At 60.2% G+C, this 19,217-nt stretch carries 18 protein-coding genes; 2 read left to right on the plus strand and 16 right to left on the minus strand.

Annotation, left to right across the window (positions count from 1 at the left end; genetic code table 11):
* Nucleotides 1-3: 3 nt before the first annotated feature.
* From lepA to pyrR, 15 genes are all read right to left on the minus strand, one after another.
* Entirely contained in the window at nt 4-1,815 is a 1,812-nt protein-coding gene (lepA, locus tag DW123_RS06605) for a translation elongation factor 4 (protein ID WP_117735177.1), read from the minus strand.
* Nucleotides 1,816-1,911: 96 nt separating this feature from the next.
* Nucleotides 1,912-2,178, minus strand: coding sequence for a 30S ribosomal protein S20 (gene rpsT, locus DW123_RS06610; RefSeq protein WP_022094714.1), 267 nt, complete (start codon nt 2,176-2,178; stop codon nt 1,912-1,914).
* 133 nt (nt 2,179-2,311) lie between these two features.
* The gene (gene holA / locus DW123_RS06615; RefSeq protein ID WP_117735176.1) at nt 2,312-3,274 is read right to left on the minus strand and encodes a DNA polymerase III subunit delta; all 963 of its coding nucleotides are present in this window, start codon (nt 3,272-3,274) and stop codon (nt 2,312-2,314) included.
* 78 nt (nt 3,275-3,352) lie between these two features.
* Nucleotides 3,353-5,656, minus strand: coding sequence for a DNA internalization-related competence protein ComEC/Rec2 (locus tag DW123_RS06620; RefSeq protein ID WP_118273342.1), 2,304 nt, complete (start codon nt 5,654-5,656; stop codon nt 3,353-3,355).
* Nucleotides 5,653-6,366: a helix-hairpin-helix domain-containing protein gene (locus tag DW123_RS06625; protein ID WP_117735174.1), complete on the minus strand. Its 714-nt coding sequence runs from the start codon at nt 6,364-6,366 to the stop codon at nt 5,653-5,655. The genes DW123_RS06620 and DW123_RS06625 overlap by 4 nt, the downstream gene beginning before the upstream one ends.
* Nucleotides 6,367-6,579: 213 nt before the next feature.
* Entirely contained in the window at nt 6,580-7,824 is a 1,245-nt protein-coding gene (thiI, locus tag DW123_RS06630; protein ID WP_118273341.1) for a tRNA uracil 4-sulfurtransferase ThiI, read from the minus strand.
* Nucleotides 7,825-8,106, minus strand: a complete 282-nt coding sequence (locus tag DW123_RS06635; protein ID WP_035138532.1) for a DNA-directed RNA polymerase subunit omega — start codon at nt 8,104-8,106, stop codon at nt 7,825-7,827.
* A 5-nt stretch (nt 8,107-8,111) separates the two neighbouring features.
* Nucleotides 8,112-8,681: a guanylate kinase gene (gmk, locus tag DW123_RS06640; RefSeq protein WP_117742740.1), complete on the minus strand. Its 570-nt coding sequence runs from the start codon at nt 8,679-8,681 to the stop codon at nt 8,112-8,114.
* Nucleotides 8,682-8,990 carry an integration host factor, actinobacterial type gene (gene mihF / locus DW123_RS06645; protein ID WP_006236130.1) on the minus strand — a complete coding sequence of 103 codons (309 nt, stop codon included), beginning with the start codon at nt 8,988-8,990 and terminating at the stop codon, nt 8,682-8,684.
* A 240-nt stretch (nt 8,991-9,230) separates the two neighbouring features.
* A complete protein-coding gene (pyrF, locus tag DW123_RS06650) occupies nt 9,231-9,947 on the minus strand; it encodes an orotidine-5'-phosphate decarboxylase (protein ID WP_118273340.1) in 717 nt (238 codons plus the stop codon).
* Nucleotides 9,941-10,849, minus strand: a complete 909-nt coding sequence (locus tag DW123_RS06655) for a dihydroorotate dehydrogenase (RefSeq protein WP_006236128.1) — start codon at nt 10,847-10,849, stop codon at nt 9,941-9,943. The genes pyrF and DW123_RS06655 overlap by 7 nt, the downstream gene beginning before the upstream one ends.
* A 14-nt stretch (nt 10,850-10,863) precedes the next feature.
* Complete coding sequence (locus DW123_RS06660) at nt 10,864-11,631, minus strand: dihydroorotate dehydrogenase electron transfer subunit (RefSeq protein WP_117742738.1); 768 nt, start codon at nt 11,629-11,631, stop codon at nt 10,864-10,866.
* Nucleotides 11,632-11,747: 116 nt separating this feature from the next.
* Nucleotides 11,748-13,037, minus strand: a complete 1,290-nt coding sequence (locus tag DW123_RS06665) for a dihydroorotase (protein ID WP_118273339.1) — start codon at nt 13,035-13,037, stop codon at nt 11,748-11,750.
* Entirely contained in the window at nt 13,021-13,965 is a 945-nt protein-coding gene (locus DW123_RS06670) for an aspartate carbamoyltransferase catalytic subunit (RefSeq protein ID WP_035138537.1), read from the minus strand. Before DW123_RS06670 ends, DW123_RS06665 begins: the two co-directional genes overlap by 17 nt.
* Before the next feature lie 4 nt (nt 13,966-13,969).
* Nucleotides 13,970-14,554, minus strand: coding sequence for a bifunctional pyr operon transcriptional regulator/uracil phosphoribosyltransferase PyrR (pyrR, locus tag DW123_RS06675; protein WP_117742736.1), 585 nt, complete (start codon nt 14,552-14,554; stop codon nt 13,970-13,972).
* Nucleotides 14,555-15,006: 452 nt separating this feature from the next.
* On the opposite strand from pyrR, the gene rpmB reads away from it, so the two are divergent.
* Nucleotides 15,007-15,195 carry a 50S ribosomal protein L28 gene (rpmB, locus tag DW123_RS06680; RefSeq protein WP_022094725.1) on the plus strand — a complete coding sequence of 63 codons (189 nt, stop codon included), beginning with the start codon at nt 15,007-15,009 and terminating at the stop codon, nt 15,193-15,195.
* 226 nt (nt 15,196-15,421) lie between these two features.
* Here the strand turns inward: rpmB and DW123_RS06685 are convergent, their stop codons facing one another.
* Complete coding sequence (locus DW123_RS06685) at nt 15,422-16,198, minus strand: transposase (protein WP_117742735.1); 777 nt, start codon at nt 16,196-16,198, stop codon at nt 15,422-15,424.
* 332 nt (nt 16,199-16,530) lie between these two features.
* Here DW123_RS06685 and adhE point away from each other — a divergent pair, with 332 nt between their 5' ends.
* Nucleotides 16,531-19,179: a bifunctional acetaldehyde-CoA/alcohol dehydrogenase gene (gene adhE / locus DW123_RS06690; protein WP_118273338.1), complete on the plus strand. Its 2,649-nt coding sequence runs from the start codon at nt 16,531-16,533 to the stop codon at nt 19,177-19,179.
* The last annotated feature ends 38 nt before the right edge of the window (nt 19,180-19,217 follow it).

Below are 19,217 nucleotides of genomic sequence, written 5' to 3' on the forward strand. Positions count from 1 at the left end.
GTCCTACTCGTCCACCTTGAGGATCGCCATAAAGGCCTCCTGCGGGACCTCGACCGAGCCGATGGCCTTCATGCGCTTCTTGCCCTCTTTTTGCTTTTCGAGCAGCTTGCGCTTACGCGAGATATCGCCGCCATAGCACTTAGCCAAAACGTCCTTGCGGCGCGCCTTGACGGTGGAGCGGGCGATGATCTTGTTGCCGATGGCGCCCTGAATAGGTACCTCGAACAGCTGACGCGGGATGATCTCCTTGAGCTTGTCGCACAGGCCGCGGGCCAGGCCATAGGCCTTGTCCTTGTGCACGATAAACGAAAGCGCGTCGACCTCGTCGCCCGAAAGCAAAATATCGAGCTTAACGAGCTCGGAGGGACGATACTCGTTGAACTCGTAGTCGAGCGACGCATAGCCCTTGGTGCGGCTCTTGAGCTGGTCAAAGAAGTCCAGGATGAGCTCGGCAAGCGGCATGTCAAAGCGCATCTCGACCGATTTGCTCGTGAGGTGGATCATATCGGTGGTAACGCCGCGGTGCTCGATAGCGAGCTGCATGACAGCACCCGTATACTCGGGCGGGCAGATGATCTTGGCCTTGAGGTAGGGCTCCTCGATACGCTCGATGCGCGTGGCCTCGGGCAGGTCCTGCGGGCTGCGGACATCGATCATCTCGCCGTCGGTCTTGTAGACGTGATAGTCCACCGAAGGGCTCGTGGCGATAAGGTCCAGGTTGAACTCGCGCTCCAGACGCTCCTTGACGACCTCCATATGCAGCAGGCCCAAGAAGCCCACGCGGAAGCCAAAGCCGAGCGCCACCGAGGTCTCGGGCTCCCACACCAACGACGGGTCGTTGACATGCAGCTTATCGAGCGCGTCACGCAGGTTCTCGTAGTCCTTGTTATCGATCGGGAACAGGCCCGTATAGACCATGGGCTTGGCCTCACGGTAGCCCGGAAGCGGCTCGGGGCAGGGATTCGATGCCCACGTGAGGGTGTCGCCCACACGCACGGCCTCGGGGTCCTTCAGGCCCGTGACCACGTAGCCCACCTCGCCGACCGTCAGCGCGTCGACCGGCGTCTCGGCGGGACGCTTGACGCCCACGCCGTCGACCAAAAAGTCGCCCTCGGCCTGCATCATGCGCAGGGTATCGCCCTTCTTGATGGAGCCGTCAAAAACACGAACCGTGGCAACCACGCCGCGGTATTCATCAAAATAAGAATCCAGGATGAGCGCCTTGAGCGGCGCGTTTGCATCGCCCTTGGGCGGTGAGATCAAAAAGACGATGGACTCCAGCAGATCGTGGATCCCCTCGCCGGTCTTGCCCGATACGCATACGGCATCGTCGGCAGGAATCGCCAGGTCATCCTCGATCTCGGTCTTGACCTCGTCGGGGTGCGCCGACGGCAGGTCGATCTTGTTGATGGCGGGCACGATATCCAGGTTGGCGTTCATGGCGAGCGTCGCGTTAGAGACGGTCTGTGCCTCGACGCCCTGCGTGGCGTCGACGACGAGCACCGCGCCCTCGCAGGCGGCCAGCGAACGAGAGACCTCATAGGTGAAGTCCACGTGGCCCGGCGTATCGATCAGGTTGAACTGATACGTCTCGCCATCGTCGGCGTCATAGGAAACGCGAACGGCATTGGACTTGATCGTGATGCCGCGTTCGCGCTCGATATCCATGGTATCGAGCAGCTGCGACTCCATGTCGCGCTCGTCGACGGTATGGGTGAGCTCGAGGATACGGTCACTAATCGTGGACTTGCCATGGTCGATGTGCGCAACGATCGAGAAGTTACGGATGTGGGAAATGTCAATTGAAGTATTCATGCGGACTATCTTACCCGAGGGGCACAAAAAATGGAGCCTGTTCCATAAAACAGGCTCCATTTATGCGCGTAATCTGTGTGGTGTGAAATTTACAACTTAGGCGTTGATGCTGTTCACGAGCTTGGCAAGACCGGACTTGCGGTTGGAAGCCTGGTTCTTGTGGATAACATGCTTGGCAGCAGCCATGTCGAGACGCTTGGTGACGGTCTTGAGGGCAGCCTGGGCCTTCTCGGCGTCGCCCTCGGCGACAGCGGACTGGACGTGCTTGGTCAGCGTCTTGAGCTCGGACTTGACAGCCTTGTTACGCATGCGAGCTGCCTCATTGGTGCGGATACGCTTCTTCTGAGACTTGATGTTTGCCACTTCTGGAGTTCCTTTCGAGTTCCTTGCAAAAAATGTATGACACCTCTGAGACACGGTGAGGTCATGCAAGCGCCTACTATAGCACGCTCCCCCTCAAAGGGATAGAACGAATTTGTCAAATAGGCAGGTATCATCACGATTTTCTCAAGATGTTCGTAATCCAGAGCAAAAGCGCGGTCTCAGAATCGGCCGAACCCTTGAGCGCGAGCTCCACATCAACGGCACCCTCGAGCGCTGCGACGAGCTCGGTCATCGAAAAACGACGTGCCCAGGTCAGGTGATTTTTGACCTGCCAGGGCTGAAGTTTGAGCGTCGCGGCGAGTTCACGCCCCTGCCCACGAGAGTCGAGCGCCTTGGCGACGATCAGCTCACGAATGCGACCGCATAGCAGCGTGTAGGTCCACACGTAGCTCTTAGAGGGCAGAAGCTTAAAGAGCTCGAGCGAACGCCGCATATCGCGAGCTGAGACGGCGTTGAGGAAGTCCCAAGGTTGAACCTCGGCCGTACGCACGATCCAACGCTCCACGTCGGCAAGCTCAATCTGGGGCGCCTCGACCATCTGGGAGAGCTTTGCCAGGTCGTTATCGAGCATGCGCGTGTTTTCGCCCGAGCGCGAAACGAGCTCCTCGGCGGCCGCCGTCGAGATCGACTTGCCGTGCTGCGTCGCCATCTGCTGCACGCGGCGCGGTAGCTCCCAGCGCTTGGTACCCGAGCAATCGACGATAGCCTTCTTGTCGATTTTGGCGATCGCCTTATACAGGCGCGTGTTCTTGGCAAGCGAGTCGGCGATGATGAGGCAGACCGTTGTGGGGCTGGGACTCGCCAGATACTCGACGAGCGGCTCCGAAACCGCCTTGGCAAGCTTTGAGCAGCCATCAAGGATTACCAGGCGAAACTCGTTGCCCATGGGAAAGGTATTGAGCGATCCGATAATGGACTCGATATCGGAGTCTTTGGTCATGTCGCGCTCGTCGAGGTTGAACTCGACCATTCCCGACTTTTCCAGACGCGCTTTCATACGCGAGACGGCGTGATCGCGCTTGACGCCGTCAGTACCGACGATCAGGTATGCCGGCAGCAGACCGGTTTCGGACATTGCGCTCCCCTCCCGCAGGCCTTCGTATTCATTCCGTGCCATTCTAGCCCAGGGGCCCACCACACGCCAACGATGTCGTCACGGTCGCTGGCATCGCATCGCAAAACCATTCGCAGTCGGCGCGACGGTAATGTCGCCGTGTTCGATAGTGCACGCGAACACACCGCCCGCTTCCTTCACGGAATCGATGCAGGCATCGGACGGATGGCCGTATCGATTCCCCTCGCCCGCGCTCGCGAGGGAAAGCTCGGGCTTCAGGACGTCCAGCAACTCACCATCGACTGAAACCTTGGAGCCATGATGCCCAAGTTTAAGTACATCGATATCCCCCACCTCCTGCACGAATTCCCGTTCTTGGTCGAGTTCGGCATCACCGGTGAGGAGCATGCGCAGGCCCATGCCTTCCTGAACATAAGAGAGCAGCAGGACAAGCGAGTCCTCATTTCCCTCGCCATCCACAGACTCGAATGGCCACATCACGCGGGCGCAAAATGAGCCGATGTCGACCATATCCCCACGGCGCACCTGTCGATACTCCACGCCAGGTCGGTTCAATACCTCGACAGGAGCATCCTCCAGCGCTTCGGCCGCCACGGCAATCGTTCCAACCGAAAACTGTTCGAGCACGGCAGGCAGACCACCCCAGTGATCCTCATCCCAATGCGTCACAAAGACGGCATCGATATGGTGCACGTTATTGCGAACCAACGCCGCTACCACGCGCTCGTCGACCCCGCAGTCGACGAGCGCTACTGCGCCGCCCTGGCGGATAAGAATCGCATCGGCCTGGCCCACATCGAGCACCGTCACCGAAGGCGGAGCGAATCGATCCCAGTAGACGTACGGAATCGCAGCCAAGAGCACCAGACATGCAAACCCCACCGCCATAGGCCGTGCCTGAGGGCGCGGCCACCAGACCAGGAGAACCGCCAGCAAACACGGCGCTAGGTAAATCCACATGCTATCCGGCGGCACACTCACGGATGCACCCGGCACGGCGGCAAACAGCTGCTCGAAGAACAGCGTGCAACGGGCGGTAATCATGGGCACAACGAGCGCCCAAGTGCGCAACGGCGCCACGAGCGAAAAGGGAACCAGCACGATCGACACAGCAAGCAGCAGACTCACCACCGGACCGATGACCGCATTTGCCAGCGGAGCAATGAGCGAGAACGTACCGAAGGCAGGAATGGTAATGGGAAGAGTCGCCAGCTGCGAGCACAGCGTGACGGAAAGCATGCTGGCAATGCCCGATGGCACACCCAGCTCACCCATAGCGTAGGTCGCATAGGGGCAAAAGCACAGGATGGCTAAGACGCTGGCGCATGAAAGCTGAAACCCCATCTCGAACAGCACCGTCGGCCGCAGTAGCACAAAGATGGACATGGTTACGAAGAGTGCCGATGCGCCGTGCCGGCGACGGCCCGCGCCGTTTACGACAAGCGTCGCGAACACCATGCAGCACGCACGCACGGCCGAGGGAGACGCGCCCGTAAAGGCAGCGTAGCCTACAAGCGTTATCGCCAATATCGCCCGCTGAAGGCCACGTGAGCACCGAGTCTTTTGCAATACGCCCTCGATTACAAACCCCACGATAGCCAAATGGCTGCCCGAGACGGCGATAAGATGCGCCGTTCCCGTCACCGAAAACCAGTCGCCCGCCGGCTGGGCGCGCAGCTCGGCCGAACGACCGCAGACGACACCGGCTATGAGCGCACGCGCCGGGTCGGTCGCAGGCGCGATGGAAGCAAGCAGCCCATTTCGCAGCCGAGGCAGCGGCCCCAGAGAGCCCTCATCGACCGACACAATCCGAACGGCTTTAACCTTGCGCACCTCGCCTCGGAGCATGCGCGATCGTCCATGCGCATCGTTCTCAAAACGTGAAACGCGACCGATAACACGCACGTGCGCCCCGACCTTGAGCTCGCGGCCACACGATAGGCGAACCGTTGCCAAGCTCTTGCCGTCCGTGCGTGCCTCGCAAGTATAGGAATACACGTCGTCGTTTATGGATGGATCACCCTGCACGACAAACTCGAGGCTGCTTGCCGCTCGACCATCGAGCGCCTTCGAGGCGCTGAGCGCGCCCACAGCCCACCACGCCGAGACGACCGCTCCCGCCACGAGACCGACGGACGCGGCATACAGCCACCGCTTAAAAGGGGCAAACCGCGCACAAGATTGAGCCAGCGCAACGAATACCGCCGCCGCAACGGGAATAGCCCATAGCGGCCCGAACGCTGGCGCCTGCTCCCCCAGTAGCGCATCAGCGGCCACGTTGAGCACCAAGGCGCAGCTCACGCACATGCCGACACACAGGGCCATCGTCCACGGAATCAGGGGCCGCGGAGGCATCACATGCTCGCGCTCGGTCGCACTCATACGCAGATGCAATCTTTGATTTTGGCAAGCTTCTTCTCGCCGATTCCCGACACACGCATCAGATCGTCAACCGAGGCAAAGGCACCGTTCTTTGTCCGCTCATCGATAATCGACTGAGCCATGGAGGGACCGATGCCCGAAAGCGTCTGCAGCTCTGCCGCGCTTGCCGTATTGATGTTTACTAGGCCTTTTGCGCCACTCACGCCCGATGATGCGGAAGCCCCACCATCGACACCGGCTTCCGCAATGGACGCCCGCTGTTCCCCTACCGTTGGAACGTGAATCTTCTGTCCATCGATGACCTTAGATGCCCGATTGAGCCCCGTAACGTCTGCCTCGGGCGCCAGCCCGCCGGCGGCATCAATCGCCTGAGCCACCCGCGCGCCGTCCTTGAGGCGATATACACCGGGCGACACAACGGCGCCATCGACATCGACATAGACCTCTGCCGCGGCAGAAGCCTTAGTCGAAGATCCTTCGGATGTCTTTCCGCTCGAAGCATCGCCGGATCCCGGCTCCACTAACGAGCCCGAACCATCAGTGCGCTCAAACGACACACCGCCGGCACCGCCGCCAAGGTTCGCCATCGCCAAGCCGCTCGCCATCGCAATGACGCCCAGCATCGCCACCACCACTGCCTTATGACCGAGCAGCTTGCCCGCCCAGCGGTCCATCTTTTTGACCCGTTCGTGTTGTTCGCGCTGCGCCATAGCAAAACCTCCCAACAACATCGTGTCAGGAAAAGAGCCCTGCAACAGCCATGCTTCAAAACCGGTTATCGCGGTCAAACCAAAAGCCGACCAAAACCTTGCACAAATCTGTCCATTTATTCAGGCACACGTCAGCAAATGAACACTTAGTCGCAAAATGCCCAGATGGCAAAAAACCGACGATGCAGGCGCATCGTCGGTCTATGCACAAATTTACTCGTGATCTTGGTAAATCTCACGCGGAGCAAGCTCCGAATGTTTGCGTTTTAAGGTCTTAGGCGCCTTATACGTGTTGCTATCGAAGTCGATGTACTCGGTCTGCTTGAGCAGACGCTCGATCATCTCCTCGTGATCGAACAACTCCCAGGCCTCATGCACGGCATCGAGTTTAGCATGCGTCTCGGGACGGCGCGGCATAAACAGCGTGCAGCAGTCGGGAGCGGCCTCAGTCGAGATATCGAACGTACCGATCTCCTCGGCGCGCGCGATGATCTCCTGCTTGTCCGAACCGATGAGCGGACGGAACACAGGGATCTTCACGGCCTCGTTGACGGCCATGATGTTCTCGAGCGTTTGGGAGGCAACCTGCCCAAGTGATTCGCCCGTAACGATGGCCTTGGCACCCTCGATGTGTGCAATGCGCTCGGCAACCGAATACATAATCCGGCGATACATGATCACACGCAAGTTGCTGGGGCAGGTGACCGAAATCTCACGCTGACAGTCGCCAAACGGGACTACGTACAAGCGGCCGATCTGGACACCCGGTGCAAGCGCACGGATGATGTCCTGCACCAAATACTCGCTCGTATCGGGCGTCTGCGGACGACCGGAGAAATGCACCGGCACGCACACCGCACCGCGACGCGCGAGCATCCAGGTCGCCACCGGAGAATCGATACCCGACGACAGCAGCGTCACGACCTTACCGGCAGAACCCACCGGCAGGCCACCCACGCCGCGCTCGGAACGCGCATACACATAAACGCTGCCCTGGACCACCAACACATGCACCATCGCATCGGGGTCGTGCATTTGAACCTTTTTATCGGGGAAGGCCTCACACAGCACCTCGCCCACCTGACGATTGATATCAATCGAGGTGAGCTCATAGTCGGTGTTGGAGCGCTTGGCGTGCACCTTAAACGAATCGAAGGAACCAAACTCGCGCAGCGCCTTCACGGCGGCGGCGCAGTACTCCTGCGGGTCGCGGTTGGTGTGATACGCCAAAGACACACGAGCAACGCCGGGAACGGTGCGAATGACACGCGCCGCCTCGTCGGCCTGATGCTGGTTAAAGGTCACGAGGATATAACCGGAAATTCGAGACACGGCATTCACGGAAAAGGCGGCCAAGGCCGCCTTGATGTTATCCATGAGGATATGCTCAAAATGTGCGCGGTTCTTGCCCTTCAGTCCAACCTCGTGATAGTGGACCAGGCAGACGCGAGCTGCCATTTAGGCTTCAGCAACCTTGTGGCCGAGCGCCTTCTCGTAACGAGCCTCATCGTAAGAGATGTCGCCATCGACAATCTCGTCCATAGCCATCGAGATAGTATCGGCACCGGAAAGCCCGATGGTGATGTCATCGACATCCTGGACGGCAAGCACGCGATTGTGCTGGCCACGCAGCATGCTATTGATGTCGCAGGCGCGCTTGGAGGCAAGCGAAGCGAGCAGGAAGCGGTTGTGATCGGTCTTCTCCAGAAGATCGTCAATGCAAGGCTTTACAACGGACACGGACCTCAGATCCTTTCATGCATATCGAGAACGCGAACGAGCTCATCGGTCGCGCGGTCGAGATCGTCATTAACCACGACGTCGTCGTAGCGGTCGGCAAGGGCAAGCTCATCGGCGGCGTTTGCCATGCGCAGCTCAATCGTCTCGGGCGTCTCGGTACCGCGACCGACTAGACGCTCGCGGAGCACCTCAAGCGAAGGCGGCTTGATAAAAATCAGCACGGCCTCGGGGAAACGCTCCTTCACCTGCAGGGCGCCCTGGACATCGATCTCCAAAATCAGTGACGCGCCCGAGGCGAGCTTGGATGTGACCTCGCTCACCAACGTGCCGTAGCAGTTACCGTGGACCTCGGCCCATTCAACAAACTCACCGTTTGCCACGCGGCGGTCGAACTCCTCGCGCGTCAGAAAAAAGTAGTTGACGCCGTCGACCTCACCTTTGCGTGGTGCTCGCGTGGTAGCCGAAACCGTCAGGCCCAGGTTCGAGCGGAGCTCGCGCACACGAGTGACGAGCGTGCCCTTGCCTGCGCCTGACGGTCCAGAAATCACAAAGAGCTTGGAATCCTGAGCGCTCACTTATTTGGTCAGCTGCTCGAGGAGCTGCTCGCGCTGACGGACGCCGAGGCCCTGGACGCGACGGGTAGCGGAGATACCGAGCTCCTCCATGATCTTGGCGGCCTTGGCCTTGCCATAACCAGGGAGAGACTCGATGAGGGTGGAAACCTTCATGCGGGAAGCGATGGGGTCATCGGAGTTGAGCACGGACTCGAGGGACTTCTCGCCCTTCTTGATCTGCTCGCGAAGCTCAGCGCGGGCGTGACGTGCGGCAGCAGCCTTCTCAAGTGCCTGCTTGCGCTGCTCGTCGGTAAGCTGAGGGAGTGCCATTCGAACCTCCAAATAGTTGGGTTATATCTGATGCAGTAATTGGCATTTTAGCACGTCAAACGCACTAAATGCCCAATCGACGGCTCCATAGATTAGACGATACCTACGAAAAGTGCAATATGCGGAGGTCAAAGTTAAGCCCCTGACCTGCGATTCCACACAAAGGGTAGGAAAGTTTTCGCAGGTACAGGGGCAAATTTGTGCTAATGATACCCAAAAGTGGTGACTTGAGGGAATCTTTTAGGCGACGTTTTCGACCAGCTCGGCAACAATAGCGTCAAAGGCGGCAACCGGATCGTCGGCACCGGTAATGGGACGGCCCACCACAATGTGGCTTGCACCACGCTCGATAGCCTGGGAAGGCGTCGCCACACGAGACTGGTCACCAAGAGCGGCACCCATCGGACGCACACCCGGAGTAACGATCAGGGTATCGGGACCCAGCAGCTCACGCATGTCGTGAGCCTCCATCGGCGAGCACACGATGCCATCGATGCCGTTGGCCTGAGCGAGCTTTGCCAGGCGGACGGCCTCCTCGGCCACAGGCGACTCGACGCCGATCTCGCTCAAGGCATCCTGATTCATGCTCGTGAGCACGGTGATGGCGACGAGCTTGGCGCGGTCCTCGCGCGCCTCCTCGGCACCCTCACGGCAGGCGGCGAGCATAGCACCCGAACCCAAGCCGTGAACCGAAAGCAGGTCGGCACCGGCAAGCGAGGCCGAGCGGGCGGCACCGCGAACCTGATGCGGAATATCATGGAACTTAAGGTCAAGGAAGACCTTAAAACCCAGGCCCTTGAACGTCTTGACGATCTCGGGACCCTCGGCGTAATAGAGCGTCATGCCCACCTTGAGCCAGGCGGCATGGCCCGAAAGCTCATGGGCGAGCTCGAGCGCACGCTCACGGTCGCAGTCGAGGGCGACGATAACACGGTCGCGGGCATCGGTCTCTAGCATTCGAAAGCACCTACCAGCTCGTTGATGTCCTTCACGCCCTGGGACTCAGCCCAAGCCTCGAGCTCATGCGCGATCTTGAGCGAAGCACACGGATCGACAAAGTTGGCCATGCCGACCGACACGCAGGTGGCACCGGCCAGGATAAACTCAGCCGCATCCTCGCCGGTCATGACACCGCCGACACCGTTGATGGGGATATCGACGGCCTGGGCAACCTCCCAGACCATGCGCACGGCGATGTGGTGGCACAGCGGGCCCGAAAGGCCGCCCTTGGGCTTGGCCACGCGGGACTTACGGGTATGGACGTCGATGGCCATGCCCTGAATGGAGTTGATGACCGAAAGGCCGTCGGCGCCGGCAGCCTCGAGGGCCTTGGCGATCTCGGCGACGTTGACCGGCGCCATCTTCACGAACAGCGGCTTATCGGTCACCTTGCGGCAGGCAGCCATAACGGAAGAGGCGCCCTCGGGCGTGGAGCCCATGGCGGCACCGCCAGCGGCGATATTAGGGCAGCTCACGTTGATCTCGTAGCCGGCAGCCCAAGGGCACAGCTCGACATACATCTCGAGTGCGCGGACAAACTCGTCAACAGAGTGACCGGCAACCTGGCAGATGACCTGGCAGCCGTCCTTGGAAAGCTGCTCCAGCCAAGGGCCGGACTCACGGGCAAAGGCGGCCACGCCGGGGTTCTGAAGGCCCACCGAGTTGATCATACCGCCGGGGATCTCGGCCATACGGGGTGCGGGGTTGCCGGGCCAGGGCTCGGCAGCGCAGCCCTTGGTGGTGATGGCGCCCAGCTGGGAAACATCGAAGAAGTTCTGGAACTGCCAGCCGTAACCAAAAGTGCCGGCTGCGGTGTTGATGGGGTTTTGCATCTTGACGCCGCCGAAATCGACGGCCATGTTCACGGTACCCACTAGAAGACCACCACCTTGGAAGCATCGAACACGGGGCCGCACATGCAGGCGCCCTTCATACCGTCAACCGTCTCGACGTTACAGGTGTTGCAGGCGCCAAAGCCGCAGCTCATCATGCGCTCAAGCGACACCTCGCAGTACACACCGGCCTCGGCGGCAGCGGCGGCGACCTTCTTCATCATGACGGCGGGACCGCAGCTGGCGACATAGTCGTAGCCACCCTCGCCAAGCAGCTCGGCGGCCGGATCGGTGCAAAAACCATGCGTGCCAAGCGAGCCGTCGTCGGTGCATACATTAACCGTGGCGCCCAACGCGCGGAACTCATCGATACCCACGGCCTTGGACGCGGTGCCAAAGCCCATGCACACGTCGACGGCCACACCCTGCTCGGCAAGCATGCCCGCCAGGCAGAGCACGGGCGGGACACCGATGCCGCCCGCCACGAGCAGCGCCTTCTTGGCGCCCTCGGGCACCAGCCAGCCGCGACCGCCAGGGCCCAGCAGGTTAGAAGTGGAACCAGAGGCCATCTGCGACAGACGGCGGGTGTCGTCGCCCACGACGGTGTACCACAGCTCGACGGTGCCGGCCTGGGCGTCGGCGCGATAGAAGCTCAGGGGCACGCGAAGCAGCGAGGACGCATCGCCGGGCACGGCGATGTTCACAAACTGACCGGGCTTGAGCGCACTTGCAAGCTTGGGGGCCGAGATTACGAGCGAGAAGATGCCCTCGGCGATCTCCTGGTTCGAGACGACCTCGAAGTCGTGCATGCGTGCAGTGGAAGGTGTGGGCATAGACGCTCCAATCCCCCATGCGGTTGCATGGTCAAAACGAACAGAAAGCGCGGCACCGCAAGGGCACCGCGCACAAAAGCGATAAGGCTATGCTAGCAGATGCAGCCGTCGGCAAGCGTCTGTTTACCGCCGACAAATACATCGGTGGCACGACCGGTGAGCGTGCGGCCAGCAAAACCGGAATTCTCGGCACGCGACTCGTAGCCGTCCTCGCCGACCGTCCAGGTGGCAGACGGGTCGAAGACAGTCAGGTCGGCAACGGAGCCTGCCTTGACCTGAACCTGGTCGAGGCCCAAGATCTCACGAGGCTTGATGGCCATGAGCTCAACCATGCGGCCCATGCTCATCTTGCCCGTATTGACCAGCTCGGTGAGCACGAGCGACAGCGAAGTCTCGAGGCCGATCATGCCAAAGGGTGCAAGCTCGAACTCGCGGGCCTTCTCCCACGGGGTGTGGGGAGCGTGATCGGTGACGATAACGTCGACGGTACCGTCGATGACGCCCTGACGGATGGCCTCGGCGTCCTCCTCGGTACGCAGCGGCGGATTGACTTTGAGCGAGGTGTTGTAGGTCTCGTCCAGGTCGTTCTCGGTCAGGAACATGTGGTGCGGGGTGGCCTCGCAGGTAACCTGAACGCCAGCGGCCTTACCGGCACGCACGATCTCCAGGCCATGGGCGGTGGAGATATGCTGGATGTGCAGCTTGGCACCGGTCAGCTTGGCAATCTCGATGTCGCGGGCGATCTGGAGCTCCTCGCCGGCAGCCGGCCAGCCCTCGAGAGCCAGACGGGTCGAGACCTTGCCCTCGTTGATCTGGCCGTGGCCGACCAGGTCCTCGTCCTGGCAGTGACTCATAAAGACCTTGCCGAACATCTTGCCGTAGTCCATGCAGCGACGGAGCATGCCCGCGCCCTGCACGCCGCGACCGTCGTCGGTGAAGGCGACGGCGCCGTGGGCGACCATATCGCCCATCTCGGACATGGCCTCGCCCTTAAGACCGCGGGTCATGGCGCCCGACGGATAGACGCGGCAGTGACCGACCTCGGCAGCACGGGACTTGACGAACTCCACGACGGTGCCGTTATCGGTGACGGGATCGGTGTTGGGCATGGAGCACACGCCGGTAAAGCCGCCCTTGGCAGCTGCGCGGGTGCCGCTCTCGATGTCCTCTTTGACCTCGTAGCCGGGCTCGCGAAGGTGAACGTGCATATCCACCAGGCCGGGGACGAGGTACTTGCCGGAAAGGTCGCGGACCTCAGCCCCCTCGACGGCGAGATTCTCGCCGACCTCGGCGATCTTGTCGCCGTCAATCAGGACGTCAACGACACCGTCAAGCTCGACGGACGGATCGACGACGTGGGCATTCTTAAGAAGCAAGGCCATTATCGGCACCTCCAAGCAGCAGATACAGGATAGCCATACGCACGCAGATACCGGCGTAGACCTGCTCCAGGATGACGGAGCGTTGCGGGTGGTCGGCCATATAGGAGTCGAACTCGACGCCGCGGTTGATGGGGCCCGGGTGGCAGATGATCGCATCGGGCTTCATGAGCTTCTCGCGATCCTTGGTCAGGCCGAAGAGCTTGTGGTACTCGCGAATGGTCGGGAACGGGGCGCCCTCGAGGCGCTCCTGCTGCACGCGCAGCATGTAGACGACGTCCAGCTCGGGCAGGACGGAATCGAGGTCACTCGTCACGTGGTCGCAGCCCAGGACCTCGGGCGCCGGCGGCAGCAGCGTGCCGGGAGCGACGGCGTAGGTCTCGCAGCCCATGATCTTAAGGGCGGGGATCAGCGAGCCGCAGACGCGGGAGTGCGCGATATCGCCAACGACGGCGACCTTCAGACCGTGGAAGTCACCCTTGTGCTCCCAGATGGTGTACAGGTCGAGCAGGGCCTGCGTGGGATGGTTGTGCTTGCCGTCGCCGGCGCAGATGACGCTCGCAGGCGAGTTCTGCGTAACGATATAGGGAGCGCCGGCGTGCTTGTCGCGCACGACGATGCAGTCGATCTTGTAGGCGTTGAGGGTCTCGACGGTGTCGACGAGGCTCTCGCCCTTGACCGTAGAGGTCGAGGAGCCGCCGAAGTTGAGGCTGTCGGCCGAAAGACGCTTCTCGGCAAGCTCGAAGGAGCTACGGGTTCGCGTCGAGGGCTCGTTGAACATGTTGACGATGGTCTTGCCCTTGAGCGTGGGAACCTTCTTGATCGCACGCTCGTTGACCTCGGAGAACGCCTTGGCGGTCTCGAGGATGAGCTTGATGTCCTCTTCGGAGTACTCGGTAATGTCGATCAGGTGCTTATGATTGAACGCCACGGTACTACTCACCTCCCAGCGGCGCGGAGCCCACGCGGGAACCCGGCGCGACGTCGTTGATCTCGACGGCGGTGTGGCCGTCGACTTCTTTCATATATAGGTGCACGTTCTCCTCATGCGACGAGGGAACGTTCTTGCCGACAAAGTCCGGCGAGATGGGGAGCTCGCGGTGGCCGCGGTCGACGAGGACCGCCAGCTCGATGCGGCTCGGACGACCCAGGTCCATGACGGCGTCGAGAGCGGCGCGGATGGTACGGCCCGTATACAGGATGTCGTCCACCAGCACGACGCGTTTGCCGTCGACGCTAAAGGGAATGTTGGTGGCGTGGATCGCGGGAGCGAAATTGGTAGCGTAGTCATCGCGGTAGAAGCTGATGTCGAGGCTGCCGAGCGGAACGTCGACGCCCTCGATCTCCTTGATCTCCTCGACGAGCTTCTTTGCCAGAAGGTCGCCGCGCGTGACGATGCCGACCAGAGCGAGGTCTTCACAGCCCTCGTTGCGCTCGAGAATCTCGTGCGCGATGCGGGTCATAGCTCGATTGACGGCGGTCTCGTCCATGATGACCGCCTTGGGGGAAGTCGTGCCCATCGATCTCCTTCCTCACATGTCTTGACTGCTGACACAGTCAAAAAAAATAGATGTCCGACCGCTTAAAGCGGACCAGACACCCACAGGAAGGGCTGCTCTTTGGCAGCTATGTAATTCCATGTGGGTATCTCGTACCCCTTTAATGGTCAAGGTATAGTGTAGCCAACCTCGAGCGTAATTGCGAGCATAAATACAAAGCAATCCATAAACGGGCGCAGGCGCTCCATAAACCTATATATATTTGTGGGACGAACTTGAAAACCTCGGTTCGAGCTGGCATAATCCCCTCTGCTGCACGCAAATCGGATCTACGTCCAGGGCCGTGGCGTGCGCACTATCGCCAAAAGAGGAATATCTCTGTGTAGATTGCGCACAGGGAGCGACTTCTGTGCTATAGTTCAGGCTTGTTTGTTAACGCGACATGTTCGTTTGTCGCCCAAGGAGGGTCAGTTATGTCCAAAGTTTGCGAAGTTTGCGGTAAGCACCCCGTTGCCGGTCGCTCCATCAGCCACTCTCACCGCGTCACCAACCGTAAGTTCCGCCCCAACATCCAGCGCGTCTACGTCGTCGTCGATGGTCACCGTCGCAAGATGAACGTTTGCTCCACCTGCCTCAAGTCCGGCAAGGTTGCGCGCTCCTAAATAAGGTCTTACCAACAAGTACCTCGGACTCTCCGGGTCAAAGACCTCGCGTTCACATAGAACTTACCAAGGGCGTCCTCCCCTACGGAGGGCGCCCTTTTGCACTCATTGGGGACAGACTTACATAAGTGTTTTCACGCATTGGGGACAGACTTAGATGAGCGCTTTCCTAAGCTCGCAGCGCATCGATGAACTCACGGCGTTTCGATCGGCCCCAATCCATACCTCACGCCGCCTCTTTCCAGCCTGTGGTGGCCTTGGTTACGCTCGTAGCGCCGATACCGGTGATACGGGCAATTTGCTTGACCGTGAGATGCGCCCGCCTGAGCCTCAGCAGACACGCATCACGTTCGGGACGAGGCAGGGCCTTGAGCAGCGCAGGATCTATGCTCGGCAACACTTCGTGCGCGACGGCAAGGGCATCCTCATCGGGGATCCGCCGGCGTGGAAGAACCCCCACTGACCAGATGCGCCCAGCAACTTCCTTGAGATGCTCGCAATAGCAACGGGAGCCTCCGACAATATCGAGCATGGGGGCCGCATCGCAGATATCAAAGGGATCATAGCCCAGCTGATATGCCTTGTAGCTTGACCAGCGGTATGCCTCGAGTGAGTCGAGCGCACCTTTCACGGGATTGAGATGAATATAGTCGAGCAGCTGCACCGCCTGCGTGTCCGTCTCAACAGCGACCCGCGAATAGCGATTGTCAAACAGATGGCCCGTTCTTCCCGTTTTCCCATTGAAATACTTAGCATACGCCGTCAGTGCGCACTGCATTGCCTTTGAAAGGTTGTCATATGGGTCATCAACCATCAAATGGAAGTGGTTGTCCATAAGGCACCAAGCCAACACCGCCACTTTATGACGCGCAAACCTGTCCGAGATGTCCGATAAGAAACGATAACGGTCGGAATCATCTTCAAAAATAATCTGTTTGGAGTTGCCACGGTCAAAGACGTGGTAATAGCCGGTGAGCGAAACGGCGCGGGCACATCGGGGCATAGCCTCTCCTTTCAAAACTGTACAGGCAACACCTAAAAGGAGAGACGCAACGCGAAATGCTGAGCCTGTAACCTATTTATATCCAATGAGCGGCTATAACAGGCCCAGAACGGCAAAATGGCAAAACGATGTCTGTCCCAAATGAGTGAAAGCACTCATGTAAGCCTGTCCCCAATGAGCGGGGCGATGCAGCAGAAAGATTGTTTTAGTTGAAACGTTTCATTATGTTGAAGCGTTTTAGTGTGCCTTTTACAGGAATCTTGCCACTCACCGAATTATTTATTGCTATCATGCAAGGCGTAGGGTAAATCTCCGATCGCAAGGAGACACAAATGGTGAAAAAGTCACCGGAAAACACTACTCCCGCAATTGTGGACAACGTAGAGGCGCTTGAGGCTAAGCTCGCTCAGATGCGAGAGGCCCAGGCGCTTTTTGCTACGTACACGCAGGAGCAGGTCGACAAGATCTTCTACGAGGCCGCCATGGCCGCCAACAAGGCTCGTATCCCGTTGGCGAAGATGGCCATCGAGGAGACCGGCCGCGGCGTTCTTGAGGACAAGGTCATCAAGAACCACTACGCCGCAGAGTACATCTACAACGCTTACAAGAACACCAAGACCTGTGGTGTCCTGGAGCGCGACGAGGCCTACGGCATCACCAAGATTGCCGAGCCCATCGGCATCGTGGGCGCCGTCATCCCGACGACCAACCCCACCTCCACCGCGATCTTCAAGACGCTGATCAGTCTGAAGACCCGCAACGCCATCATCATCTCCCCGCACCCGGCTGCCGCCAAGTGTACCATCGCCGCCGCCAAGCTCGTGCTTGACGCCGCCGTCAAGGCCGGCGCCCCCGAGGGCATCATCGGCTGGGTCGATGTCCCCTCCATCGAGCTAACCAACATGGTCATGCGCGACGTCGACATCATCCTCGCCACCGGTGGCCCGGGCATGGTCAAGGCCGCCTACTCCTCGGGCAAGCCCGCCCTGGGCGTTGGCGCCGGTAACACCCCGGTCATCATCGACGACACCGCCGACGTGCTGCTCGCCGTCAACTCCATCATCCACTCCAAGACCTTCGACAACGGCATGATCTGCGCTTCCGAGCAGTCCGTGACCGTCATCGACAGCATCTATGACCTGGTTAAGGCCGAGTTCCAGAAGCGCGGCTGCTACTTCGTCAAGCAGGGTGCCGAGATGGAGGCCCTGCGTGGCGCCATGTTCAAGAACGGCGCTCTCGATCACCGCATCCCCGGCATGGCTGCCGCCAAGATCGCCGAGCTCGCCGGCATCGAGGTTCCCGCTAAGACCAAGATCCTGATCGCCGAGGTCACCTCCACCGATCCGGCCAAGGAGGAGTTCTCCCACGAGAAGCTCTCCCCGGTCCTGGCCATGTATCACGCCAAGGACTTCCAGGAGGCCGTCGACAAGGCCGAGCACCTGGTGCTCGCCGGTGGCCCGGGCCACACCGCCTCTCTGTACGTGCACCCCGCCCAGGCCGAGAAGATCAGCCTGTTCGAGCACGTCATGAAGGCCTGCCGTATCGTCATCAACACCCCGTCTTCGCATGGCGGCATCGGTGACCTGTACAACTTTGGCATGAAGCCGTCTCTGACCCTGGGCTGCGGCTCCTGGGGCGGCAACTCCGTCTCCGAGAACGTTGGGGTGAAGCACTTGATCAACGTTAAGACTGTGGCCGAGCGCCGTGAGAACATGCTGTGGTTCCGCGCTCCCGAGAAGGTCTACTTCAAGAAGGGTTCCACGCCCGTCGCTCTCGACGAGCTCGGCACCGTCATGGGCAAGAAGCGCGCCTTCATCGTCACCGACCAGTTCCTCTTCAAGAATGGCAACACCCGCGCCATCGAGGCCAAGCTCGACGAGATGGGCATCGCCCACGACTGCTTCTACGACGTCGAGCCCGATCCGTCGCTGCAGTGCGCACGTCGCGGCGCCAAGCAGATGGCTCTCTTTGAGCCGGACGTCATCATCGCCGTCGGCGGTGGCTCCGCTATGGACGCCGGCAAGATCATGTGGATGATGTACGAGCACCCCGAGTGCAAGTTTGAGGACATGGCCATGGACTTCATGGACATCCGCAAGCGTATCTTCACCTTCCCCGAGATGGGCAAGAAGGCCTACTTCGTCGCCGTCCCGACCTCTTCGGGTACCGGCTCCGAGTGCACGCCGTTCGCCATCATCACCGACAAGGAGACCGGCATCAAGTGGCCGCTTGCCGACTACGCGCTGCTCCCCAACATGGCTATCGTCGACGCCGACAACTGCATGACCGCCCCGCGCGGCCTGACCGCTGCCTCCGGCATCGACGTCATGACCCACGCCATCGAGTCCTATGTCTCCATCATGGCTTCCGACTACACCAAGGGCCTCTCCGAGCGCGCTGCCAAGCTCGTTTTCGAGAACCTGCCCTCCAGCTTCGAGAACGGCGCCAAGGACCCGCACGCCCGCGAGGAGATGCACAACGCCTCATGCATGGCCGGTATGGCCTTCGCCAACGCCTTCCTGGGCCTCAACCACTCCATGGCCCACAAGCTCGGCGCCTTCCATCACCTGCCCCACGGCATCGCCAATGCCATCATCCTGACGCGCGTCATGCGCTACAACGCCGCCGAGGCTCCCGTCAAGATGGGCACGTTCTCCCAGTATCCTTACCCCAACGCGCTGCACAACTACGCCGAGATGGCCAAGTACTGCGGCATCGAGGGCAAGGACGACAAGGAGGTCTTCGAGAACTTCACCACGAAGCTCGAGGAGCTCAAGGACTTCATCGGCGTCAAGAAGACCATCGCCGACTACGGTGTTGACGAGCAGTACTTCCTCGACACCCTCGACGAGATGACCGAGCAGGCATTCAACGACCAGTGCACCGGCGCTAACCCGCGCTACCCGCTCATGAGCGAGATCAAGGAGCTCTACCTGGACGCCTACTATGGCCGCGAGCCCCAGGACTACGCCGTCTGCTAGTCTTTAGCACGGTTATTTGCGGCGGGGGTGCACGGGTG

The sequence above is a fragment of the Collinsella sp. AM10-26 genome (assembly GCF_003472525.1).
GTDB lineage: Bacteria > Actinomycetota > Coriobacteriia > Coriobacteriales > Coriobacteriaceae > Collinsella.